This is a genomic window from Streptomyces sp. NPDC057702 (genome assembly GCF_042799315.1).
In the GTDB taxonomy this organism is placed as follows: domain Bacteria; phylum Actinomycetota; class Actinomycetes; order Streptomycetales; family Streptomycetaceae; genus Streptomyces.
In genome coordinates this window covers 177,000-200,783 of sequence record NZ_JBHVJC010000013.1, presented here as the reverse complement: position 1 = coordinate 200,783, position 23,784 = coordinate 177,000, and the positions used below count along the sequence as shown (strand labels likewise).

Below are 23,784 nucleotides of genomic sequence, written 5' to 3'. Positions count from 1 at the left end.
CACGCCCCTCCCGGACCGCGCGACTCACCGCCCCGGGCGACCGCCCACCGGCCCACGTTCACCGCCGCAGGCGGCGTGCGCGACCCCCTCGCGCGCCGCGCCCACCGCGCGTCTCGGAGCGCACGCACCTCGGGGCCCGTATGTCGTACGGCCCGCACGAGGACTCCGCCCGGCCCGCGCCCCGCCCCCGCCCCGTACGCACCTGCCCGCCCACCGTGTCGGGACAGCCGCCGGACGAGCACGCCCGCCGAGCCAGAGCATCCGCCGGCTGGCACCACCGTCGGGTCAGGACAGCCACCCGGCGCACGCCGCCGTCGGGTCAGGACAGCCACCGGACGAGGGCGCCCGCCAGGTCAGGGCAGCCACCGGGCCCGCACCGCGACCGGGCCCGCACCGCGACCGGGTCAGGACAGCCAGCGGGCCGGCGCGGCTCGGGCGCGTTCGCGGACCGTCACCGCGCCTCGGGCCCGGCCGCCATCACCCGCTGGAGCAGCCCCCAGGTGAACTCCGCGACGTAGTCACCCCGTGCCACCCCGCCGTCCGCCCCGGCCGTCCCGCCCGCGTCGTCCGCCTTCGGGTGCTCCGCGAGCCCCGTAAAGCCGGGGCTCCCGAGGGGTGCCGAGAACGCCAGCCGCCAGCGGGTCGGCGCCGTGCCCTCCATCGGTCGCGCCGGAGCGAAGGCGCGGGCCACCTCGTCCACGGTGCACGACCACGGCACGAGGTCGTCGACCGTACGCAGCGCGGGGCCGGGCACCCCCGGGGCACGGACGAGCCACTCGTTCCAGACCGCCCCGCCCGGCCCGACCAGCACCTCGAACCGCAGGGTGGGCCACAACGGCACCCGCCAGGTCAGCGCCTCGCAGGTCAGGTCGCCGATCCGGCGCCGCCCCGTGGCCTCGGGCGGCCCGAGGACCGAGCGGTAGCGCCGGACGGCGCCCCGCTGTCGCGGCGAGCGCACCATGGCCTGCCAGCGCCGGTTCGCCTCCCGGAACTCGGCCCGGCTCGCCCCCAGCTCCCGCAGGGCCTCCGCCACCCGTTCCCCCTGGTGGTCGGCCATCCGGCGAAGCAGTACGAGTGAAAAGTGCGCCGGCCCGAAGGCGGCCCCGGGTCCCGCCCCGTCGCCGGAGCCGCCGCTCAGCGCGCCACCGTCGAGCCCGCCCGCCACACCGGCCTCGTCCCCGGCGGCCTCGCCCCCGTCCCCGCCCGCACTCCCGCCACCGCCGGCCGCTCCCGTGTCGGCCACCCCGTCACCAGCCACCCCACCATCGGCGGCCCCACCACCCGCCGTCGTGCCAGCGGCCGTTGGGCCAGCCGAGGCGCACGGGTCAGCCGGGTGGTCGGGTTCGGGCGTGGCGGCGAAGTAGCTCATGCCCCCATCGTGACCCACCGCGCACCGCCCTGCCCGACGGCGCCTCACCCCGGCTGACGTCCCGTCATCTCGCCCGACGCCCGGGTCACCCGGCACCGCGTCGCCACCCCATCCGCGAGGGGACCCAGCTCACACCCCACGGGGCTGTCGGGCCACCTCGTGGCGTGGCTAGCATGCCCATGTCACCAAGTGATCTCCGCCGCCCAGCCGGGGACCGGGGGATGGCCTGCCCCGCCACCGAGGGGTCGGCCTCAATCCCGGCCGGAGGAGGGATCGGATGGTGACAACGCTGGCCGTCTTGCAGGCGTGTGTCCTGGTGACGCAGGTCGCGTGGACGCTGGCACAGCTCGCGGACCGCTGGAAACAACGGCGATCGGCGGACGACGCGTAGGCGCGTGGGCGGAGCCGGCTTCCGGTTTCGCCCTACGTGCTGTCGGGGCGCGGTCGCGTCCGCGCGGTCACGGCCGTCGCCGCGAGGAGAGGTGGGCGCCGTATGAAGGGGACGCCGCGCACAGCGGCGGGAGGAGCGAGAGGCGCCACGCTGTCGCCCCGTCACCTCGACGGAGCCTCGGTGTCCTCGACGTCCTCGGTGTCGGCTCACGGGCACGCGACGCGGCGGTCGCGGTGGCCCGGCGTCGGCGGCCGGGCGCGTCGGCGGCGAATCCCCGCCAGGCGGGAGACGTCAGAGGCTGGCTCTGACGAGCAGCGCCAGGTGCTCCGCCGCGAGGTGGAGCGGTTCGTCGTCGCTGGAGACGCGACTGAGCAGCTCGGCGCCCTCCAGGGTGGAGAGAATGGTGCAGGCCAGCGCCGTGGCCTTGGCCTCGGGAACCGCACCCTCCCGGAGCTTGGCCGCGATCAGGTCGCGCCACTGGCGCAGCGCCTCGTCGGAGGTGCGCTGGATGACCGGCGACCGGCCGATGATCTCCAGCGCGGTGGCCGCGACGGGGCAGCCGTCGGTCCAGTTGGACTCACGGAGCGTGTCGGCCAGCAGGTGCGCGCAGTTGGCGACGGCCAGGGCCGGCTCGTCGGCGCTGGAGAGCCCGCGCCGCAGCAGGTCGGTGAAGTCGGCGGCGCCGAAGCGCAGCGCCTCGGCCGCCAGCTCCTCCTTGCCGTCGGGGAAGAAGTGGTAGAGGGAGCCGTACGTGGCCTCCGCCTCCCGCAGGATCTGCTTGACGCTGGTGCCCTCGTACCCCTGGCGTTGCAGCAGCGTCGCCGTCGCCACCACGAGCCGGGTTCGGGTGTCACTGCGCTCTTCCTGCTGAGCCGTTGTCCGTTCCGTGGCGTTCATGCCGCCCAGGCTACCGGATGGATCGATCGATCTACTCTGCTATCGTGAGGCTGGAGCGATCGATCCATCTAGGGAAGGCTGATGTCATGAGTGACGCGTTCGTACCTGGTGCGCACCCAGGGTTCGCGCGGATGTTCGGCGAGGGGAAGCTGACGGTCGGCCTCTTCCTTCCGCTGTGGCAGTACGCCGGTGACATGAAGGCCATGAAGGGCCAGGGGGAGGCCATCAAGCGGGCCGACCAGTCGGAGTTCTCGGCCGTGTGGGTGCGCGACGTGCCGCTCTTCGACCCCGGATTCGGTGACGCCGGCCAGGTCTTCGACCCGTGGACCTACCTCGCCTGGCTCGCCGCGCACACCAAGCGGATCTCGCTGGCCGCCGGCAGCGCCATCTTCACCCTGCGCCACCCGATCGACCTTGCCAAGCAGGCCGCCTCGCTCGACCAACTCAGCGGCGGGCGCGTGGTGTTGGGTGCCGCCTCCGGTGACCGTGCCTCCGAGTTCCCGGCGTACGGCATCGACCACGTGACGCGGGGTGAGCGCTACCGCGACGCCATTACCTGGTTCCGTGAGCTGACCGAGAACACCACCCCCTCCATCAGCTCCAGCCTGGGGCGCCTGGGCGGCGGCGTCGACGTGTTGCCGAAGCCGACGAGCGGGCGTGTCCCGCTGCTGGTCACGGGCTCCTCGCAGCAGAAGCCGCAGTGGATCGCGGAGAACGCCGACGGCTGGCTGGTCTACCCGGGCCCCACCACGACCCCGGCCGGCCCGCGCGCGCTGGGCTCCAAGGCCGCCGCGTGGCGTGAGCTGATCCCCGGCGGCCAGTTCAAGCCGGTTGCCACCAACGAGTGGATCGACCTGGTCGAGGACCGCAAGTACAAGCCGACGCCGCTGCGTGGCGGGTTCGTCCTGCGGACGGGCACCGACGGGCTGCTGGAGCTGCTCCAGCGCTGGCAGGACGCGGGCGTCAACCACGCCGCCCTCGGCGTCCAGCACGGCCGGCGCCCCGCCGCCGAGGCCGTGGCCCAGCTCGCCGAGGAGGTCGTACCGCACTTCCCCGCCCTCGCCGGCCCCGAGCCCCACCAGCCGGCATGGTGACCCAACCGGGCACGCGGACCGAGGTCCCCGGGGGCGACGCGGACCCCGAGGAGTTCCGTGCCGTGATGCGGCACCTGCCCACCGGTGTCAGCATCCTGACGACCACGGGCCCGACGGGGCCGCACGGCATGACGGTCAGCGCCGTCATGTCGCTCTCGCTGAACCCGCCCACGGCCGTGGCCGCGGTCCGCCACGAGTCCAACACGTACGCGATCCTGCGGAACGCGTCGACCTTCGTGCTCAACTTCCTGGCCGCCGACCAGGAGGAGGTGGCCCTGCTCTTCGCGCGCTCCAAGCCGGAGCGGGACCCCTTCGAGCAGGTGGCGTGGCAGCCGTCGCCCCTCACGGGCGACCCGATGCTCGCCGGCACCGTGGCCGCCCTGGAGTGCCGACTGGAGCAGCGCATCCCGGTGGCCGACCACAGCCTGGTGGTCGGCGGCATGGCCGGCTCGCACATCCACCAGCCCGACGTCGGACCCCTGGTCTTCAACCGGGGTGCCTTCTGGACGGTGACCGGGACACCCGCACGGCGCGAGGACGCCGATGACTGACCCCGGGCGCACCACCCTGGGCGATCTCGACCTGTTCACCGGGGCGCCCCAGCACGAGCGTTTCAGCCGGCTCCAACGCCTGCTGCCCACCAGCGAGTTGACCCCCTCGACGCGGCCGTACAGCTGGCCGCGTGGCGAGGCGCTCACGCTGCCGGAGACGTTCGCGTACGACGGCGTCGAGCGCTCGCTGGAGGAGTTCCTGACCGACACCGACACGGCGGCGCTGCTCGTGGTCGTGGACGGCGCGATCCGGCACGAGCGGTACGCCCTCACCGGCGGCGCCGACGCGCAGTGGCTGTCCATGTCGGTCGCCAAGAGCTACGTCTCCGCGCTCGTCGGCATCGCCATCGCCGAGGGGCACATCGGCGCGGTGGACGACCCGGTCAGCTCGTACGTACCGGTGCCGGCCGGCTCCGCGTACGACGGGATCTCGATCAGGGACGTGCTCCAGATGTCCTCCGGGGCGCGGTGGAACGAGGACTACAACGACCCGGCCTCGGACTTCAACCGGCTCACCCGCGCCACGCTGGCGGAGTTCGCGGCCGGCCTGGAGCCCGAGAGCGCGCCGGGCACGGTGTGCCGGTACAACTCGGCCGAGACCCAGGTGTTGGGCGCGCTGCTGGCGCGGGCCACCGGTCGTTCGCTCACCGCGTACACGCAGGAGAAGCTGTGCGAGCCGCTGGGCATGGAAGCGCCCGGCTACTGGCTGGTGGACCCCGAGGGCACCGAGCTCGCCTACGCCGGGCTCAACCTGACCGCGCGGGACTACGCCAAGTTCGGTGAGCTCTACCGCAACGACGGTGTGTGGCAGGGGCGGCAGATCGTGCCCCGGCAGTGGGTGCGCGACTCGGTCACGGTCGCCGCCGACCACCTCAAGACGGGCGGGCCGATCATCGGCGGGCACCACGTCGACGTCGGCTACGGCTACCAGTGGTGGCTGCCCGACGGGGACGAGGGGGAGTTCACCGCGATCGGCGTGTACAACCAGTTCGTCTACGTCGCCCCCGCGCACCGGGTCACCATCGTGAAGCTGTCCGCCAACCGACGGTACGGCACCACCACCGGCGAGGCGAGCAACCGCGAGCTGGAGACGCTGGCCCTGCTGCGCGCGGTCACCCGCCACGCGCACGCGGAGCACACGGGCTGAGCGCGCGCTCACCACGAGCGCGCGCGACCGGAACACGGGCCCCGGTCCGAGCCGACGGGCGCGGACCCGGGGTCTTCCGTGCGCGCACCACGGCGTGTACCGGCCACGACCGGCCCGCGTCGGCGCCGCTTCGGCAGCACGAGAGCCCCGCCCGTGGATGGGGCGGGGCCGGGGTGGCCGTCACCTGGGCGCGGGCCCGCTCGCGCCCGAGCGGTCGCGGGCCGGACACCGGGGTCCCGGTCGCCGGGGTGACCCGGGAGGATCACCCGTCAACCGGAACCTCGATGCTCACGCGGCGGGCCACGGGCGCCGGCGGCTCAGGGCCGCGGGGCCCGTGGCGGGCTCAGGCGGTCTCGCGGATGGCACGGGCCAGCACGCGCAGCCCCTCGTCCAGTTGCTCCGTGGAGATGGTCAGCGCCGGCAGCAGCTTGACGACCTCGCTCTGCGGACCCGAGGTCTCCACGATCAGGCCGAGTTCGAAGGCACGGGCGCACACCTTGGTGGCCCGCTCCTTGTCGGCGAACTCCACACCCCACACCAGGCCACGGCCCCGGACGCTGACGATCGCGCGTCGGTGCTCGTCGGCGATGGCCCGCAGACTCGTCTCCACGACCTCGCCGCGGGCGAGGGTCTGCTTCTCCATCTGGCCGTCGGCCCAGTAGGTGTCCAGGGTGGCGGCGGCGGTGACGAAGGCGGGGTTGTTGCCGCGGAAGGTGCCGTTGTGCTCGCCGGGTTCCCAGACGTCGAGTTCGGGCTTGAAGAGGGTCAGGGCCAGGGGGAGTCCGTAGCCGCTGATGGACTTGGAGACGGTGACGATGTCGGGGACGATGCCGGCCTCTTCGAAGGAGAAGAAGGCGCCGGTGCGTCCGCAGCCCATCTGGATGTCGTCGACGATCAGCAGCATGTCCCGCCGCTTGCACAGGTCGGCCAGTTCGCGCAGCCACTGCGCGCGGGCGACGTTGATGCCGCCCTCGCCCTGCACCGTCTCCACGATCACGGCCGCCGGGTGGTTGAACCCGGAGCCCTGGTCCTCCAGCAGCCGCTCGAACCACAGGAAGTCCGGGGTACGGCCCTGGAGGTAGTTGTCGAACGGCATGGGCGCGCCGTAGACCAGCGGAACGCCGGCCCCCGCGCGTTTGAACGAGTTGCCGGTCACCGCCAGCGAGCCGAGGGTCATGCCGTGGAAGGCGTTGGTGAAGGAGACGATCGTCTCCCGGCCCTTGACCTTGCGGGCCAGCTTGAGCGCGGCCTCGACGGCGTTGGTGCCCGTCGGGCCCGGGAACATGACCTTGTACGGCAGGTCACGCGGGCGCAGGATGATGCTCTGGAACTTCTCCAGGAAGCTGCGCTTGGCCGTGGTGGACATGTCTAACCCGTGCGTGATCCCGTCGCGCTCGATGTAGTCGATCAGCGCGCGCTTGAGGACCGGGTTGTTGTGGCCGTAGTTGAGTGACCCGGCCCCGGCGAAGAAGTCGAGGTAGGTGTGGCCGTCCTCGTCGTACATGTGGCTGCCCTGCGCGCGGTCGAAGACGGTGGGCCAGCTACGGCAGTAGCTGCGCACCTCCGACTCCAGGGTCTCGAAAACGCTCAGGTCAGGGGGCGTGATGGTCACAGCATCCTCCGAGGGGAAACAAGGGGAAGGATCGAGAAGCCGTGTGGTGTGTCGGGCTGCTGCGCAGGGCGGTGGGTCGCGGTCGCGGAGGCGGCCCTTGGGGCTTGTCGACGAAGGATCTTTCTCGGTGGCGGCCCCGGTCGGCGACCGGGGCCGCACCGGTGGTGCGTCGGGGCGGGGCGGCGCGTCGCCCACGCGCCGCCCCCTGGGAAGTGGTCGGTGGCGGCAACCCCTAGGACACGGGCTGGGTCTGCCGTTGCCGGATGGCGGAGAGCGCCAGCAGGGCGTAGATCAGTGCCGTGGCCGTGCCCGGCCCGAGCAGGAGCAGGGCGACGCTCCAGTCGAACGCGGCGGCCAGACTCAGGGCGGCCAACGCGATGCCGGTCGCCACGGCGATGCCCTGCCGCTCCAGGCCCCGGCCGGTCGGCGCCCCGGTGGGTGCGGGGCGCAGCCGGGTCCAACGGGCCCCGACCGAGAGCAGGTTGGTCAGACAGAACGTGGTCAGCAGGAGCGCGGCGAACCATCCCAGCGCGCTCTCGCCGGCCTGACCTCCGGGCGCCGAGGCGTCCCGGGGGTCCAGCAGCACGGCGTAGAGCACCGCGGTGGCCGCCAACCCCAGGACGACACCGAAGGTGCCGGCCCGGGAGGAGGAGCGGAGGGGAGGGACCGTCGACTCCAACCCCACCCAGGCGAAGAGCAGGGGGACCAGGAGCAGCACCGATCCGCCCGGGAACGCGTCACCCGTGTCCAGGTCGAGGGACCTGGGCGCGAGCCACCACACCGCGGTCAGCGCGAGGACCACCAGCGTCCGCACCTGCCGCACCGAGGGCGACGGCGAGACACCGGCCCCGGCCAGCGCCGCGGCCAACAGCAGCACCACCACCCCGATGACGTACGCCGTCGTGCCGGCGCCGGCGAACTCTCCCGCCGCGCCGACCACGACGGCCTGTCCGATGGCGAAGCCGCCGAAGTACAGCCCGTGCACGACGTACGCCGTGCGTGGTCCGAGCCGTTCCCGGACGAACTCCGCCGCCCCCGCCTCGCGCGTCCCGCCGGCGGCCCCGATCAACAGGACCCAGACGAGCAGTGCCCCGGCGAGGACGAGCGAGACCGCTCCGCTCTCCGACACGGGTGCCAGTGCCGCGGGTACCAGCAGTGTTCCCGCTCCCAGAACAGCGGTCGCGGTACCGAACGCGGTGCGTACGACACTCATGCCGGCCCAGCTCACCCGAGCTTGTGGAAGAAGTCCGGCAGCGGGGTCGTGACCTGCCGGCCGGCCGGCACCAACAGCAGATCGGCGAGTTCCGGCCAACCTGGCATCCGCGTCTGGACGTTGACCGGGATGCCCAGGTGCTTGGCGATCAGGTTGGCCCACCCGGGCATGATCGGGGCGGCCAGCACCGAGACCAGGGCCAACGTCTCCACGTGCGTCACCAGACGCGAGGCGTACGCCGAGCCCGCGGCATCCGAGTCACCGGCCGCGGCCCGCGCCGCGGCCAGCTTCGGCAGGTCCTTGACGGCCCGGTCGATCGTGGCCGCCAGCTCACCGGTCGCGCGCTGCGGCGAGAACGACGTCGCCGACAGCGCGGTCGAGATGGCCTTGGGCAGCTCCAGCAGCGAGATGGTCAACGGCTCGGTGAGGCCGTCGTGCTCGGGCACCGTCGAACCGAAGTCCTCGGCCAGCAGCGAGAGCACCGACTGCGCCCACCGCTGCAACCCGTCGACCAGGATCGTCTCCACCGAGTTGACGAGCTCCTTCATCGCGAAGTTGCCCTGCTCCCGCTCCGGCCCGGTCAGGCACAGGTGGAAGCGCAGCGCGTCCGCGTTGACCTGGTGCAGGAACTCGCCGCCCCAGATCGCGTGACCGCGGCTGGTGGAGAACTTGTCACCCTCAAGCCGGTAGAACTCGTTGGTGATCACCTGGTCCGGCAGCGTGAAGTCGCCGTGCGCCAGCAGCAGCGCGGGCCACAGCACCGCGTGCGAGAAGGAGCAGTCGAAACCGAGGAAGTTGACGATCTTGGTGTCGGGGTCGGACCACTGCTCCTGCCACAGCCCCGGCTGCCCCTGGGCCTCGGTCAGGCAGGCGGTTCCGGCCAGGTATCCGCAGATGCCACTGAACCAAGTGTCCAGAATGTGCCCGTTCCAGCCGTCCAGCGGCACCGGAATGCCGTAGTCGGCCTGCCGGCTGATCGGGGTCACCGGCAGATCGTTCTCGAACAACGTCTCCAGATAGGCCCGGAGTCGGGGCCGCCACTTGCCGCCGTTACGGTCGTAATAAGCCAACAGCTGCTCGCGGTACTCCTCCAGCGGGAAGGTGATGCGCTGGAGCGTGGTCAGCTCCGGCGTCTCCCAGCAGGCGGTGCACTTGGCCGCGCCCAGGCCACCGGACTCCTGCGCCAGGCCGCAGGCCTCGCAGTAGATGCCGTCCGAGGGCGCGGAGCAGAACTGGCACTCGCCGCGTACCTCGGACTCGTACAGGTAGCGCTCGCACGTGCCGCAGTGGAAGACCGGCAGCTCGACGACCTTGAGCTTGCCCTCCTCCCACAGCTTGGTGAAGAACTCCTGGACGATCTCGGTGTGCTTGGGCGTCATCAGCGGCCGGGTGAACCAGTCGTGATGCATCGAGCCCAGCGAGAGCGTCTCCTCCATCCGGTTGCCGAAGAGCAACGCGGTCTCGTACGGCGTGGAGCCGATCTCGGCCGCCCGGCGCGGCACGTAGGAGGAGTGCTCGTCGGAGTAACCGACGTAGCGGACCTCGTTGCCGCGCTGCCGCAGGTGGCGGCTGAGCACGTCGGCGCCGAGGAACGGGCCGGAGAGGTGGCCCAGGTGCAGGTCCCCGTTGGGGTTGGGCGGCGCGCTGGTGACGATGTAGGTGTTCACGAAACGCTGCTTCCTTCCGCAATACGCAGGGGGGAGGAGACGACGTCGTTCGACGCGTGGGGGTACGTGACACCGGCGCCGATCCGGGCGTCCGGCGGCAGGTCGTCCAGGATCACGGCATGCGCCCCGACCCTGGCCTTGACTCCGATGGAGACCGGACCGAGCACGCTGGCGCCGGTGCAGACGATCACACCGTCCTCCAGCACCGGGTGCCGGCGGGCCCGGGCGGGCCGCTTCAGGTCCTTCCACCAGCCCACCGAACCGAGGGTGACCTGGTGGTAGAGCATCACATCGTCACCGATGCGCACCGTCTCCCCGATGACCACACCGGTGCCGTGGTCGATGAAGAAACGCCGCCCGATCGTGGCGCCCGGGTGGATCTCGATCCCGCTGACCGCCCGCGCCAGCAGCGACAGCGCGCGGGCCACGGTGCGGTTGCCGCGCTTCCACAGCCGGTTGGACAGGCGATAGGTCCACAGCGCGTGGATGTGCGGGTAGAGCAGGACCTCACGGTTGCTGCGCGCCGCCGGGTCCTTGGCACGGACGGTGGCGAGGTCCTCGCGCAGCATTTCTAACGTGGACTTATATGTGGACATAGGGGGCCTCCGGCGTGATCAGGTTGCCGTTCGCGAAACGCTGCGGTCGGTAGGGCTCCAGCAGCGGCTCTCCGGCCTTGCCGTCGACGGCCGCACCCCGGCTGATCTCTCGCGCGGCCAGTTCGGCCACGGCGGGCGCCAGCTTGAATCCGCCGCCGCTGAAACCGAGGGCCAGATACAGCCCGTCGGGTCCGGCCGGGCCGATCACGGGTCGCTTGTCCGGGGTGTAGCCGTCGTAGCCGGAGCGGGTTCCGACCAGCGGCGCTGTGGTCACGGCGGGTACCCGACGGGAGACGGCGGAGACCGCCGCGCTCACCTCGTCGGTTGTCAGCGGGGCGGCGCCCTGCTCCAGGTCCACGTCCGGGTGGCTCTGCACCCCGAAGAAGAAACGGTCCGTCCCGCCAGGGCGGAAATAACTGCCTATGGTGTCGTCGATGCAGGTCGGAAGCTGGTTGTCGGACCCCCGGCGGCCGGCACCGGGGAGGGAGACCTGGGCCAGCCCGATGCGACGGGGCACCACCGGCACCTCGACGCCGAGGTGGGCGGCCGGCCCGGTCCCCCAGGCGCCACTGGTCAGCACGACCAGTGGCGCCTCGATGCGGCCCGCCGAGGTCTCCACACCGGTGGCGACACCGTCGCGCTCCAGTACGCGGATGACCTGCGTGCCCTCCGCGTCCTCGACCCCCAGCCGCCGGGCCGCCGTGACCAGCGACGTGGCGGTGGCGGCGGGGTCGGCGTAGCCGCCGGAGGGCTCGTACGCCACGGCGGCCACGCCCTCCAGGTCCAGGCCCGGAAACAGCGACCGGGCCTGGGCCGGGTCGATGACCTCGACCCGTTCGTACGACATCGCCTCGGCGGCGACGGCGGTGTTCACCCGCAGGGCCTCGACGTGCTCCTCGCCCACCAGCATGGCGAAGCCGGTACGCCGGTACCCGCAGTCGCCCCCGATGACCTCGGCCCACTGCTCGAAGACCGGGAGGCTGAGCGCGGTCAGCCGGGTGTCGCAGGCCGTCGTGTGGTGCAGGCGCAGCAGCCCGCCCGAGCGAGCCGTGGCGCCCTGGGAGGCGACCCGGCTCTGCTCGCACACGACGACGCGACCCAGCCCGGCCAGGCCCAGGTGGTAGGCGATGGCCGCCCCCATCACGCCGCCGCCGACGACGACGGCGTCCGCGGTGCGGGTTGCGGTCACGGAGTCGGCCCGGCGGCGTCGTCCTTGACCCCGAACTCGGCCGCCCACTTGGCACGTTCGGCGGCCACCGCCTCCGCGCCGCCCCACCAGATGGTGACGAACCGCAGCCGGGTGTCACCGTCGTTGGTCAGCGCGTGGTCCTTGAACGGCGTCATCAGGATCGTGTCACCGGGGTTGACCCGGCGCTCCTCCTCGCCCAGGCGCAGCGAGCCGCTGCCCTCGGTGATGAAGAACATCTCGTACTCGTCGTGGTTGTGCGGCGTGGAGGTCTCGCCGGGGGCCACGTCCACCCAGGCACCACCCCAGAACGGCGTGTTCGGGACGGCCTCCTCCCAGGGGAAGATGCGCCGGCCGCTGACGTTGAACGTCTCCTCGAAGGTCATGTCTTCCGGGCGTGTGGTGAAGAAGTGCACGATTCTTTCCTCTCCTGAGCGGTGCTGTTCCGACGTTGCTAGACGACGAGGGCGGCGGTGCCGGCCTGCTGCTGGCGCGCGAGGGTGGCGCGCAGGTCCTGGTGGACCTTGTCGGCCTTGGCCGCCATCTGACTGAAGGAGGTCGCGCTGGCGATCCCGTGCCGCCACTCGGTCAGTCCGTCCAGATAGACGCCGACCGTGCACCGGTCACTGTTCTCGGCGCGGAAGCCCCGGGTGACGTTGAGAAGCCCGTCGGCGTCGTACGCGAGGTGGGGTGCGAACGCCTCCAGAGCCGTCGGGAACCGCGGCTCGGTGTAACCGGTGCACAGGATCACCGCGTCGGCCTCGATGGAGCCGGCCTCCTCCGTGTACACCTCGGAGGTCGTCAGCCGCACCCCGCTCTCGGTCACCGCGAGATCGGCCACCTCGACCCGCCGGTGCATGTGCAGCCGGTTGGTACCGGACAACTTGTCCTGGTAGGCCGCCTGGTACAGGGCGGTGGAGACGTCCGGGTCCACGGCCGAGTAGTTGGTGGCACGGGCGTGCGCGAGCGCCCGCTCCCGGGCGTCGCCCTCCAGGCCGTAGAAGTAGTCCGTCTCGGCGGGGAAGTACGCCTCGTTGCTGAAGTGCCCGAGCTCGTACATCTTGAAGCCGCCGTGCCGCACCAGCGAGTGGATCTGCGCCTCGGGGTGCGCGTTGGCCAGGTACAGGATGATCTCGCCCGCTGTCTGACCGGCACCGATGATCGCGAAGCGCGGGGCCCGGCCCAGGTTCTCGCGCAGCGCGGTCATGCGGGGCAGGAACTCGCTGGCGTGGAAGACCCGCTCACCGACGTGCTTCTGGAAGGACTCCGGCACGTACGCGACGTGGCCGGTGGCCAGCACCACGTTGCGGGTCAGGTGCTCGTGCGTGGAGCCGTCCCGAGGGTCGCGGCTGACCACGCGAGCGACGTGGATCGCGCCGTCGCCGTCGGCGACGGGCTCCACGCGCAGCACCTCCCGGTGGTACTCGGCCTGCCTGCGCACCTGGGTCGCCGCCCACTGCACGTACTCCGACCACTCCAGCCGGCTCACGTACCCGCCCAGCAGCGTGAACGGGTAGAAACGCCCGCTCTGCATCAGGAAGTTGGTGAAGGAGAAGCGGGAGCGGGGGTCGCGCGGGGTGGCGAGGTCACGCAGGAAGTGGTGCTGGATGTCGGTGCCCGGCAGGACCTGGTTGGGCTGCCAGGCCGAGGTGGCGCTCCGCTCCAGATAGACCGCGTCCAGGGGACCGGTCCCCTGTGCGTCGTCGTGGTCCTCGATAGCGGCGGCCAGCGAGATGCCGGAGGGGCCGAATCCGGCCACCACAACGTCGTGGATGTGCATGATGGGGTTTCTCCCGTCGAAGGTCGCGGTCCGGTGGATCAGAGGGCGATCGGGACAGAGTCCGAGGGGTCGTCCAGCTTCTCGCCCAGGCGGGTGGCGACGCCCTCCGCGAGGGTCCCGGTCCGCAGCGACAGCAGGCTGAACGAGCCGGCGTCACCGATGCCGTGGCTCGACTCGCACAGGCCGTTGAGGAACAGCGGCGGGAGCGACTCGGCCTCGTCGTTGGAGACCAGCGCGTAGTCGCGGCTGACCTCGAGCCGGCCGTCCACCTCCTTCTTGAGGTGCTGCGCGACGGGGGCCAGCAGCGGCGGGCACAGCTCCTCGTGCGGGCCGGGGCCCATGTTGCGGAAGCCGGTGGCCAGCACCACGAAGTCGACCTCGTCGCGCACCTGCTCGCCGGTGTGCAGCTCCTCGAAGTCCAGGACCACGCCCTTGTCGTTCGGCACCACCGAGGTGGCCTGGAGGTTGCCGCGCACGAACAGCCGCTGGTCACCGTCGAGCTGCTGCTCGTAGATGGCCAGGTACAGCTCCTTGAGGACGTCGCCGTCGGCCGAGGAGTAGTTCGTGGGCTGCATGTACGCGTCCAGCGCGCGCCGGCTCTCCCGCGAGGCGTTGAAGTAGTACTCGGTGAACTCGGGGAAGTAGCCCTCCTCGCTGAAGGGGCTGGTGTCCTTCAGCCGCAGCGAGTAGGAGCGCGGGTACGTCATCACCCGGGTGCCGGGGAACTGTCGGTGCAGGTCGAGCGCGAGCTCGACGGCGCTCTGGCTGCCACCGATGACCGCGACGGCCTTCGGGGGCTGGTCGGCGGCGAGTTCCTTGATTCGCGGCAGGTACTGCGTCAGGTGGAAGACGCGCGAGCTCTCCGCGGCGGCGGCGTCGTACGGGGTGGGCACGTACGGGGTGCGGCCGGGGGCCATGACCACGGAACGGGCCAGGTAGCGACGGCCGGAGTTGGTCTCCACCTCCCAGACGCGCTCGCCGGCGTTCTCCACCGCGTTGATGCCGACCGCGTGCTGGCCGCAGTCCACCTGGTGCGAGAAGAAGCTGGCCGCCCAGCGGATGTAGCCGGCGTACTCCTTGCGCAGCGGGAACTCGATCGGGAGGTTGAAGTGCTTGAGCAACCGCCCCTGCTCGTGCAGGTAGTTGATGAAGCTGTAGCGGCTGCGGGGGTTGCGCAGGGTCACCAGGTCACGGCTCGGGTGGTTCTGGATGTCGGAGCCGTTCAGGAGCATGCCGGGCTGCCAGTCGGGCGTGGGGCGAGCCTCAAGGAACCGTATGTCAAGGCTTGGATACTTCTCCTCTAATGCGATTGCCAAGGCAAGGTTGGCGGGACCGAAACCAACACCGAGAACGTCGTGCACACGCGCAGGAAAAGACATGACAATTCTCCTCTTACTCGCATTGAGTTCAAGCCTAGCGCTGAGGGCGCCGCGTAATGGGAACAAGCCCTACAGGTGATTCAAACCGTATGCAGCTTTGGCGCGACACGCAGGCGGGTCGCGAGGCGACCTGGCAGTACTTTCCTGGGCAGCCCAAGGACTTCTCCGGGCTGCTCTAAGGGGGCGCTGAAGCGGGTCCCGGGTCGGCGTCACGTGCCCTCGGACACCCGCGGAGAGGGGCGGGCCCGAGTGGGCGTGGCGATGCCGGATTTGACCGAGAATAAAGAGTTCCGCTTATCCACTCTTGCGGCAGCGAAGCTCCGCAGTCAAAGGGATTCACTGGTAACCGATGGCGGCGATCACAGACAGACGCCCGTCAGAAGGCAGCCGACGAGACCTTCTTTGTTGGGCGCTGGAATTACTGTACCCCAAGGTCGCTAGCAACTGACGCTAAGTCCTTGTTTTTTGCGCATGGGTTGTAGCATGATCAACCACCATGGACAGAATTGATCGCATGATCCTCCATGAGCTTGAACAGGACGGTCGGTTAACCAATGCCGATCTTGCTGCCAAGGTGGGATTGACTCCGACGCCGTGCCTCCGGCGCGTCAGGAACCTGGAAAGAATTGGGGTCATACGCGGTTACCGAGCGGACCTCGACGGCAGTTTCCTGGACTCGGGATTCCAGCCCTTCGCCACGGTGGCGCTGAAACAAGGGGATTGGCATCTTATGACCGAATTTGAGGCCAAGGTGGTGGCCCTGCCCCAGGTACTCGAAGCGCACCGGCTCTTTGGTGACCCGGACTACCTGCTGCGTATCGCGGTGGCGGACATCACTGCGTATGAGCGCTTCTACGCCGAAACTCTGTGCCGGCTGCCCGGAGTTGCTCAAGTGACGACGCACTTAACCATGAAGGTAGTCAAGGGCAACCGGGGGCTACTCGCGGGACATGAGTGATATCACACCCGGCAGCGAGGCGAACGCTTGCTTTCGATGAGGGCGAGATCGCCGCATGGATACGTTTGATGCCCTGGGAGCGATACGACATCGCTCCCGGGCGATCCATCTGGCAGGCGGCTCCATCGCGGCCTGGGCGACTCGGATTGACGCGTGAGGTGACGGCGGCGAGGCCGCGGCGCACGATGAATGCGCAGGTCACCGTAGGGATGACGGGGTCGAACGGCAGATGCCGCCTTCGGCCCACAATTCATTGATAAGCGTAGAAATAGGTTTGGCCAAATCGAGCGCGGCCGAGCCCGGTCGGTGCCACCGAAAGCGATCACAAAGCGCACGCGCAGCGTACACTCACCGTTCATGACAGTTGATCTACGGCAATTTCGCTACTTCATAGGCGTGGCCGAGGAAGGCAACTTCACTCGGGCGTCCGGTCGTCTCAAAGTCGCCCAACCGTCGCTCTCACGGCAGATCCGTCAGCTCGAACGGGAACTTGGGCTGCAACTGCTGATCCGACATCCACACGGCGTCACTCTGAGTGCCGCTGGGGCGGAGTTCCTGGTCAACGCTCGTGTTGCCGTTGCGGCGTTCGACGAGGCTATCGGCGCGGCGCAGCTCGCGGCCGAAGGCAAGAGCGGTCGTCTCAAGGTGGGCTTCCTGGTTGCCGCGGCCCTTGAATTCACTCCGCTCGTGCTACAGATGTTCCGCAAGCGCTTCCCCGATGTCAAGGTCGAGGTGCGGGAGTTTGACTTTAATGACACATCGGCGGGGCTTGCTGATCGTGCGACAGATGTTGCCTTCCTCCGTCTCCCGCACGAAGCCGCGGGCTTGGACCACTTGGTGTTCACCGAGGAGCGACTGGTCGCCGCGATGCCGGTGGATCACCCGCTCGCGGACAGCGCCGAGGTCAGTGTTGCCCAGTTGCTCAAGGAATCACTCATCGCACCGCCAGGAAATGGGGCGTGGCGAGATTTTTGGATGTTCAACGATCAGCGAGAGGGTGCTCCGGAAGTCGTCGGCGCCGAAGTCACCTCATTCGAAAGCGAGCTGCAGGCCGCGGCGGCAGGTCATGGCATCAGCATCACCACCGAGGGCGCGTGCCGGTTCTACAATCGGCCTGACCTGGTGTTCGTCGACATCAGCGACGCCCCGACCTCCACGATCGCGTTGGCCTGGCGCACGGACAGCCTCTCTCCGCCGCTGCGCCAGTTCATAGCGGTGGCGAAAGAGGCCATCGAGCAGCAGACCGGCAGCACATAGCAGCCGGACATCGCTTCCCCCGCATCGCGCCAACTGCCTTCACTTCCCGCACTCTTCGCCCCTCCACGCCCGTGAGCCTTTCCGCCAGCCCCGGCGCGACCCGGGTGTCCGCCGCTCCCCACAGCGCCACCCCGCGTCGAATGCCGTGGCCGCCATGGCCGTCTCATCCCTCACTGACACCATCCCGGGCCACACGACCAGTGGCAACACCACCTCCGCCCGCTCGTGGGCACCTGCGACCTGTCAGCCACGTACATGGCCAAAATGCGGGGGTAGCCGCGCCGGAGCCTTCGCGCGTCCGGGCGCGGCGTTCACCTTATGGACGAGCGAAATCGGGGCACGAGCGCACGCGTGTCCGGACCCCGGTGGTTCGCGCGGACGCGCCGCCCCGCCGCTCGACGCCTGCTCCGGGCCGGCCCCGCCGCACCGCCCGCCGCGCCTGCCCGCATCCGGGCCCGCCAGCGCAACTGGCCGAGAATGATCAGCAGTTGGGTGACGTGGGCGGAGGCAGCCTCCAGCCGTGGAAGGATGAAGTTCCTTCGGTTCCACGCGAGGTCAGGGGGCTGCGTAGAGTCATGGGTTAGTTACGTCACAGAGTGGCGGGGGAGCTCGCGTGCGCAGGACGCGCTAAGCGGAATCCCCTCAACTAATCGGCCTGGGGCCACGTGAAATACGTTTCCGGCATATCTCTATTCAGAATCGCTATACCTGATCGCGCAGTTCAGCGCCGTGAATTTTCTGATAGCGTCGCGCAGAGCCGACCTTTCTACGCGGGAAGTAGGTATACCTGGGATGGACCCCAAGGACGAGCATCCCGGCTTTTCCAAGATGTTCGGCCCCGGCAAGCTGACAGTCGGCTTGTTCTTGCCGTTGTGGCCTTACGCCGGTGACATGTCGAAGATGGCCGGACAGGGTGAGTCGATCAAACTGGCCGACCGGTCGGAGTTCTCGGCGCTGTGGGTGCGAGATGTGCCCCTGTTCGACCCGAGCTTCGGTGACGTCGGGCAGGTCTTCGACCCCTGGACGTATCTGGCCTGGCTGGCCGCTCACACCGAGCGTATCGCCCTGGCCTCCGGCAGCGCCGTCTTCACCCTGCGACACCCGATCGACCTGGCCAAGCAGTCCGCCTCGATCGACCAGTTGTCCGGTGGCCGCCTGGTCCTGGGCGTGGCTTCCGGCGACCGGGCGTCCGAGTTCCCGGCCTACGGAATCGACTTCCGGACGAGGGGAGAGCGATACCGGCAAGCGGTGGACATGTTCCGGACCGTCCTGGAGTCCGAACAGCCCACCATCTCCTCGCCGCTCGGTCGCCTCGCCGGTGGTGTCGACGTACTGCCCAAGCCGGTCAGCGGTCGTATTCCGCTCCTGGTCACCGGCTCCTCGCAGCAGGAGCCGAAGTGGATCGCGGAGCACGCCGACGGCTGGTTGACCTACCCGGGCGCCCAGGCGAACGCGGCCGGTCCACGAGCCCTGGGGGCGCAGGCCGCCGCATGGCGCCGGCTCATTCCCAACGGGCAGTTCAAGCCGGTGGCGACCAACGCGTGGATCGATCTGGTGGAAGACCGGAAGCATCCGCCGACGGCGCTGCGCGGCGGGTTCCTCCTGCGGACCGGCACCGACGGTCTGTTGGAGCTGCTGGGACGCTGGCAGGACGCCGGCATCAACCACGCGGGACTGGGCGTCCAGAACGGGTCGCGGCCGGCCCACGAGGCCGTCGCCCAGCTGGCCGAGGAAGTCGTGCCACACTTCCCCGCCCTGGCCGCGCCGGCGCCGCGCGAGCCAGCGTGGTAGCCAAGCGATGGAACGGCTAGGCAGCGAAACACTCGACACACCCGTCGGACCGTTGGTCATCGTCAGTCATGACGACGGCGCGGTGGCGGTGTGCGGGTTTTCCAGCACGGCTGAGGACCTGTTCGACTCCTTGCGTGTTCCGTACGAGCCGACGGTTCCACGGGAGGAGTCGACCGCCGCGGCAGCGGCGGTGCGGGCGTACTTCGACGGCGACCTCACAGCGATCGACTCCGTCGCGGTACGTCAGCCCGGTACCTCTCTCATGCAGCGAGCCTGGCAACGACTGAGGGATCAGCCAGCGGGGGTGACGATGACCTACAGCGAGATGCTGCCCCGAGCGCCGCGCGCGGCTGGACGTGCCTGCGCGGTCAACCGGGTCGGTGTCCTCGTGCCCTGCCACCGTGTTCACCGCACCGACGGCAGTCTCGGCGGCTACACGTGGGGTCTGGACATCAAGCGCTGGTTGCGCCACCACGAGAACCAGGCTGACTCCCTCTTCTAGGAGGAATTCCGATGACCGGGGCGGCCCGCCGAGCAGCGATGTCTCAGTGGGCCGCCACGGTCGATCACGGTACGGCGCGCACCGCCCGGGCATCCGGGCGCGGGGCCGCGGGCGAATATCGGCCGACATTCCGCCCGGTGGCCCGACGCGCCGTCGCCGTCGTGATCAGCGGTGTCACCTGGCGCCGCCCGAACAGCGCGATGCCCCGGATCGGGTGCGGATTCTTTGTGCGTAGGGAATCCGCTATCGCGATCCGGGGCAGATGAGACGTACACCCAGATGGTTCCTATCGTCCTAGATCGGCATAGACCTTCGGCTCCGCGGTATCCGTGAGCTGAAATGCCGCACTGAGCGCGCGTACCGCCTCGTTCAGTCGGGAATCGTGGCAGACCGCCGATATCTGGAGTTCCGAGGTGGTGATCAGATCAATGCTGATCCGGTGGCGCGCGAGCGTCTCGCAGAACTTGGCGAGCACGCCGGGATCGGCCCGTATGCCGAAGCCGCGCAGCCGGACCCTTCCCACGTGGTCGTCGAAGAGGACGTCTTCGAAGCCGAAGGTGGTGCGCATGCCCGTAAGCTGCGTCATCGCCCGCCAGCCCAGCTTGTTCGGGACGGTGAAGGTGATATCGATCCGGTCGTCAGCCGTTCGGTGCGCACTCTGAGAAATCGTGCCGACGATCAGTCCGGAACTGGCGAGGGCTCGTAATATCTGCCCGGTCACGCTGGCCTTGGCCGGGACCCCGGTGAGGGTTATCTTCGCCTCGGACCGATCATGTCCGATGTCGGTGATCTTGGCCTGCTCCACTGTGCTCCCTTTCGCCGTGTCAGCAACGGTGGTGCCTGGGTCGAAAATGCGGGGGACTTGAGCGTGAATGAATGCGCCACCCCTTCTGTCGCATTCGACCGATGAGGGTCACAGGATACCTACCCCGCTTCTCACTCTTTCAAGTGCCGCACTGCGTAAATTCTCTACGGATCTGCGGCGGCATAGAGATGTCTGAGGTGTCGGACGCGACTCGCCTTTTGAAACCACCTCTTGGCAGAAGCTCATGCTGGTTGTAGATTTCCAGTGCCGGAGCAATTTCCCGGTCAACTTTCTGCGCGATTCGCGAACTCAGCAGACAAGATAGGCGATGATGAGTGATCTTATTTCTGCCGATCTAATGGAGTCCTGGCTCCAGAAGCCGAGCCCGCTGGACATCGGCCCGGAGCAGGTGGCGGAGCTGCTCGATAACGCCGTCACGTTGGTGCGAAAGCACGCGGACGGCGTCGCGGACGGGGCCGTGGCCCCCGTCTCCTTCGACAGCGCCCAGATACGCGAGTGGGTGAGCCGTTACGACTTTTCGGCCACGCACTCCGCCGAGTCGGTGATGGCCGACGTCGCCACGAGCCTGGCCCGGGGCATCGTGCACACCACACACCCCCGCTACTTCGGGCTGTTCAACCCGACGCCGCACTGGTGGGGCGTCGCCGGCGACCTGCTCACCGCGGCCTTCAACCCGCAGCTCGCCGCGTACACCCACGCGCCCGCGGCCGTCGAGATCGAGCAGCACGTGCTGCGCTTCCTGGCCACCAAGCTCGGCATGCCCTCGCCGGTGGCCGGCTCCTTCACCACCGGTGGCGCCGAGGCGAACCTGACCGCGGTGCTCGTCGCGCTCACCCGACACTTCCCCGAGTACGCCGACCGTGGTCTGGCGGCCGTTCCCGGCCAGCCGGTGATGTACGCGTCGGCGGAGAGCCACCTGGCCTGGTTGAAGATCGCGCACATGACCGGCCTCGGCCGCGACGCCGTGCGCCTGGTGCCGGTCGACTCCAGCTTCCGGATGGACATCGACGCGCTGCGCCGGCTGCACGCGGCCGACGTCGAGGCCGGCAAGCTGCCGTTCCTGCTGGTCGGCACGTCGGGTACGACCGGTGGTGGCGCGCTGGACCCGCTGCCCGAGCTGGCCGCCTGCGCCGCCGAGTGGAACATGGACCTGCACGCGGACGCCGCCTGGGCGGGCACCGTCGCCTTCTCGGAGCGACTGCGGCCCGTGCTGGCCGGAATCGAGCTCGCGGACAGCGTCACGATCGACGCCCACAAGTGGATGTCCACCCCGATGGGCGCCGGCATGTTCCTCAGCAGGCACCCGAAGGCCGTCGGGGAGAGCTTCCGCGTCAGCACCTCGTACATGCCCGCGGACACCCTGGGCAGCGACCCCTACACCAACAGCGTGCAGTGGTCGCGCCGGCTGATCGGCCTCAAGGTCTTCCTCGGCCTGGCCGTGACCGGCGAGGACGGCTACGCCACCCAGGTGGAGCGCGACACCGCCCTCGGCAACCTGTTGGCCGTGCGCTCGGCGGGAAGCGGCTGGCACCGCATCAACGACACGCCGCTGCCCCTGGTGTGTGTCGTGGACCCCGCGGTGGACGCCGCGCTGAGCCCGGCGGAGAGCTGGGCCTGGCACTCGGCCGTCGCGAACAAGGTGGTCGAGCGCGGACAGGCGTGGATCAGCCCGGTGCGGCTCTCGGGCCGCGCGGCCCTGCGGCTGTGCATCACGAGCTACCGCACCGAGGCGGCGGACGTGACCGCCCTGGTGGACGAGATGGACAAGGCGCGCGACGCGGTGGGCATCCCCGGCTGACCGGTGGCCCACGGCGACGAGCCGGGCCGGCGGGTACGCGGCTGAGCACTCGCCCGTCACCGGCCCGCTGTCCACGGCGCCGCCAGCGCGGCCGGAGCTCACGCCGCCGCCCCCGGGCGACGGCGACCACGACCCGCGCGGTCCCGATCGAGGACGCGACGGGTACGGGGTCGGCACCACGTGTTACGAGCGCCGCGGGAAGACGGCGCCGCCGATGGGGAGTCGGCCGGCGTCAGCGGCGTACGGGGTCGGGCGCGCCAGCCCGGCCGAGCGTCATCAGGCTGTGGTCGAGGCCAGTGTCGTCCCATGTGCCGGAGGAGACTTCCGGTGCGTGCGACCGCAGCGAGTGCCATCCGACCGGGCCGCGCCGACCAGCGGTCAGGCGCGCGGTCCGGACCGGAGCGGCGAGCGGAGCGAGCGAACGGGGCGATCCGCGCCCGGGACCCGACGTCGGCGAGCAGGCCGCCGTGGGTGCGGCGCGTGTCGTCGCCGTCGAAGGCGGCGCACAACGGGGTGCGCCGCGTCTCCACTTCCTCAGCCCCCTCCGGACCGCCTCAAGCCCTCGCGCCTGGACCGCCCCCAGCTCCCTCGCCCGGACCGTTTCGCCAGCACCGGCGAGGGCGCCGCCGCGCACGGGTCCGCCATCGCGGGCCGCGCACGAGTCCGCCGTCGCGCGCCGCGCGCGGTCGACGTCGGGTGGCCGGCCTCGCGGGGTGTTCGCGTTGTCCCGGGCCAGAACGTGTGGTCATCACGGGTGTGGCCACGGATGGGCCACGGGCATTCCCCGACCGGGCGGCGGTTCATATGAATGGCCGGGCACATTTCCGTGGCCGGATTTCTCGCCGCGCGCATTCGCGGGAAAAGCGGGAAGCCGTAATTCCGTTGCCCGAATGCGGGGTTCCGGGGTTCCGCGCTGGCCCGGTTCGGCCCGACGTCACCGCTTCGGCCCGACGCGGCACCGGTGTGATCTCGGCCCGGGCACGCGTGAGGGCCGGTGACACCGCGACGCGCCCGCCGCCGGTCACCGGCCCTCCCTCTCGTCCCGTCAGGTTCGCCCCGTCAAAGCCGTCCCGTCAGGGTCGTACCGCCACGTCCGTCGCGCGGGAGCCGTGCGCGACATGCCGCGGACGGCTCCCGCGCGATGTTCTACGAGAAGTCCAGCTCGCCGGTCCGCGAGCGCTTGAGCTCGAAGAACTTCGGGTAGCCGGCCAGCAGCCGCGCCCCGTCGAAGAGCCGGAGGGCCTCCTCACCACGGGGGATGGCGGTCAGCACGGGGCCGAAGAAGGCGACGCCGTCGATGTGCAGGGTCGGCGTGCCCACCTCCTGGCCCACCGGGTCCATGCCCTCGTGGTGGCTCTTGCGCAGCGCCTCGTCATAGGCGGTGGTGTCGGCCGCGTCCGCGAGCTCCGTCGGCAGACCGGCCTCCGCCAGCGCCTCCTCGATCAGCGTCCGGTCCACCTGACGGCCCTCGTTGTGGATGCGGGTGCCGAACGCCGTGTACAGGTCGCGCAGCACCTCCTCGCCGTGCTGCTGCGCGGCGGCTATGCAGACCCTGACCGGGCCCCAACCGCGCTCCAGGAACTCCTTGTAGCGCTCGGGGACGTCCTCGCGGCCCTCGTTGAGGACGGACAGGCTCATGACACGGAAGCGCAGGTCGAGCTCGCGGTGCTGCTCGACCTCCAGGATCCAGCGCGAGGTGATCCAGGCGAAGGGGCAGGCGGGGTCGAAGTAGAAGTCAACAGAGTGGCGTGTGGTCTGATCGCTCATGGT

Annotated in this window: 20 protein-coding genes; 8 read left to right on the top strand and 12 right to left on the bottom strand. The window is 70.1% G+C overall.

The features are described from left to right. Positions 1 to 451: 451 nt before the first annotated feature. Both ACFVFR_RS12605 and ACFVFR_RS12600 read right to left on the bottom strand, forming a co-directional pair. Complete coding sequence (locus tag ACFVFR_RS12605) at positions 452 to 1,057, bottom strand: hypothetical protein (protein ID WP_383700383.1); 606 nt, start codon at positions 1,055 to 1,057, stop codon at positions 452 to 454. A gap of 994 nt (positions 1,058 to 2,051) precedes the next feature. Next, positions 2,052 to 2,657: a TetR/AcrR family transcriptional regulator gene (locus tag ACFVFR_RS12600; RefSeq protein WP_383700336.1), complete on the bottom strand. Its 606-nt coding sequence runs from the start codon at positions 2,655 to 2,657 to the stop codon at positions 2,052 to 2,054. A gap of 86 nt (positions 2,658 to 2,743) precedes the next feature. Between ACFVFR_RS12600 and ACFVFR_RS12595 the strand changes: the two genes are divergently transcribed. Genes ACFVFR_RS12595 through ACFVFR_RS12585 form a run of 3 tightly spaced genes read left to right on the top strand, consistent with a single transcriptional unit; the run spans position 2,744 to position 5,449 of the window. Then, complete coding sequence (locus ACFVFR_RS12595) at positions 2,744 to 3,751, top strand: LLM class oxidoreductase (RefSeq protein WP_383700333.1); 1,008 nt, start codon at positions 2,744 to 2,746, stop codon at positions 3,749 to 3,751. Beyond that, on the top strand, positions 3,745 to 4,302 hold the full coding sequence (locus ACFVFR_RS12590; RefSeq protein ID WP_383700329.1) for a flavin reductase family protein: 558 nt from the start codon (positions 3,745 to 3,747) through the stop codon (positions 4,300 to 4,302). Before ACFVFR_RS12595 ends, ACFVFR_RS12590 begins: the two co-directional genes overlap by 7 nt. Continuing rightward, positions 4,295 to 5,449, top strand: coding sequence for a serine hydrolase domain-containing protein (locus tag ACFVFR_RS12585; protein WP_383700326.1), 1,155 nt, complete (start codon positions 4,295 to 4,297; stop codon positions 5,447 to 5,449). Before ACFVFR_RS12590 ends, ACFVFR_RS12585 begins: the two co-directional genes overlap by 8 nt. A 343-nt stretch (positions 5,450 to 5,792) precedes the next feature. Here ACFVFR_RS12585 and ectB read toward each other — a convergent pair whose 3' ends face one another. The 8 genes from ectB to ACFVFR_RS12545 all read right to left on the bottom strand — a co-directional run bounded on the left by ectB (position 5,793) and on the right by ACFVFR_RS12545 (position 14,882). Then, a complete protein-coding gene (gene ectB, locus ACFVFR_RS12580) occupies positions 5,793 to 7,061 on the bottom strand; it encodes a diaminobutyrate--2-oxoglutarate transaminase (RefSeq protein ID WP_383700323.1) in 1,269 nt (422 codons plus the stop codon). 232 nt (positions 7,062 to 7,293) lie between these two features. Next, positions 7,294 to 8,190, bottom strand: a complete 897-nt coding sequence (locus tag ACFVFR_RS12575; protein WP_383700320.1) for a hypothetical protein — start codon at positions 8,188 to 8,190, stop codon at positions 7,294 to 7,296. Between the two features lie 95 nt (positions 8,191 to 8,285). Beyond that, complete coding sequence (locus ACFVFR_RS12570) at positions 8,286 to 9,941, bottom strand: methionine--tRNA ligase (protein ID WP_383700317.1); 1,656 nt, start codon at positions 9,939 to 9,941, stop codon at positions 8,286 to 8,288. Further along, on the bottom strand, positions 9,938 to 10,510 hold the full coding sequence (epsC, locus tag ACFVFR_RS12565; protein WP_383700314.1) for a serine O-acetyltransferase EpsC: 573 nt from the start codon (positions 10,508 to 10,510) through the stop codon (positions 9,938 to 9,940). The genes ACFVFR_RS12570 and epsC overlap by 4 nt, the downstream gene beginning before the upstream one ends. 13 nt (positions 10,511 to 10,523) lie before the next feature. Next, positions 10,524 to 11,726, bottom strand: coding sequence for an NAD(P)/FAD-dependent oxidoreductase (locus tag ACFVFR_RS12560; protein ID WP_383700311.1), 1,203 nt, complete (start codon positions 11,724 to 11,726; stop codon positions 10,524 to 10,526). After that, a complete protein-coding gene (locus ACFVFR_RS12555; protein ID WP_383700308.1) occupies positions 11,723 to 12,139 on the bottom strand; it encodes a cupin domain-containing protein in 417 nt (138 codons plus the stop codon). The genes ACFVFR_RS12560 and ACFVFR_RS12555 overlap by 4 nt, the downstream gene beginning before the upstream one ends. A gap of 38 nt (positions 12,140 to 12,177) precedes the next feature. Then, a complete protein-coding gene (locus ACFVFR_RS12550; RefSeq protein ID WP_383700305.1) occupies positions 12,178 to 13,503 on the bottom strand; it encodes a SidA/IucD/PvdA family monooxygenase in 1,326 nt (441 codons plus the stop codon). A 38-nt stretch (positions 13,504 to 13,541) separates the two neighbouring features. Next, a complete protein-coding gene (locus ACFVFR_RS12545) occupies positions 13,542 to 14,882 on the bottom strand; it encodes a SidA/IucD/PvdA family monooxygenase (protein ID WP_383700302.1) in 1,341 nt (446 codons plus the stop codon). A gap of 514 nt (positions 14,883 to 15,396) precedes the next feature. On the opposite strand from ACFVFR_RS12545, the gene ACFVFR_RS12540 reads away from it, so the two are divergent. From ACFVFR_RS12540 to ACFVFR_RS12525, 4 genes are all read left to right on the top strand, one after another. Continuing rightward, entirely contained in the window at positions 15,397 to 15,840 is a 444-nt protein-coding gene (locus ACFVFR_RS12540) for an Lrp/AsnC family transcriptional regulator (protein ID WP_383700299.1), read from the top strand. A gap of 357 nt (positions 15,841 to 16,197) precedes the next feature. Beyond that, positions 16,198 to 17,097: a LysR family transcriptional regulator gene (locus tag ACFVFR_RS12535; protein ID WP_383700296.1), complete on the top strand. Its 900-nt coding sequence runs from the start codon at positions 16,198 to 16,200 to the stop codon at positions 17,095 to 17,097. A 792-nt stretch (positions 17,098 to 17,889) separates the two neighbouring features. Next, entirely contained in the window at positions 17,890 to 18,888 is a 999-nt protein-coding gene (locus ACFVFR_RS12530; protein ID WP_383700293.1) for an LLM class oxidoreductase, read from the top strand. Positions 18,889 to 18,895: 7 nt separating this feature from the next. Continuing rightward, the gene (locus ACFVFR_RS12525) at positions 18,896 to 19,390 is read left to right on the top strand and encodes a methylated-DNA--[protein]-cysteine S-methyltransferase (RefSeq protein WP_383700290.1); all 495 of its coding nucleotides are present in this window, start codon (positions 18,896 to 18,898) and stop codon (positions 19,388 to 19,390) included. A 286-nt stretch (positions 19,391 to 19,676) separates the two neighbouring features. Here the strand turns inward: ACFVFR_RS12525 and ACFVFR_RS12520 are convergent, their stop codons facing one another. Beyond that, positions 19,677 to 20,195 carry an ACT domain-containing protein gene (locus ACFVFR_RS12520; protein ID WP_383700287.1) on the bottom strand — a complete coding sequence of 173 codons (519 nt, stop codon included), beginning with the start codon at positions 20,193 to 20,195 and terminating at the stop codon, positions 19,677 to 19,679. A gap of 331 nt (positions 20,196 to 20,526) precedes the next feature. On the opposite strand from ACFVFR_RS12520, the gene ACFVFR_RS12515 reads away from it, so the two are divergent. Then, positions 20,527 to 22,014: a pyridoxal phosphate-dependent decarboxylase family protein gene (locus ACFVFR_RS12515; RefSeq protein ID WP_383700284.1), complete on the top strand. Its 1,488-nt coding sequence runs from the start codon at positions 20,527 to 20,529 to the stop codon at positions 22,012 to 22,014. A gap of 1,146 nt (positions 22,015 to 23,160) precedes the next feature. Here ACFVFR_RS12515 and ACFVFR_RS12510 read toward each other — a convergent pair. After that, positions 23,161 to 23,781 (bottom strand): DsbA family protein, encoded by a 621-nt coding sequence (locus ACFVFR_RS12510; RefSeq protein WP_383700282.1) that lies wholly within the window; start codon positions 23,779 to 23,781, stop codon positions 23,161 to 23,163. Positions 23,782 to 23,784 lie beyond the last annotated feature (3 nt).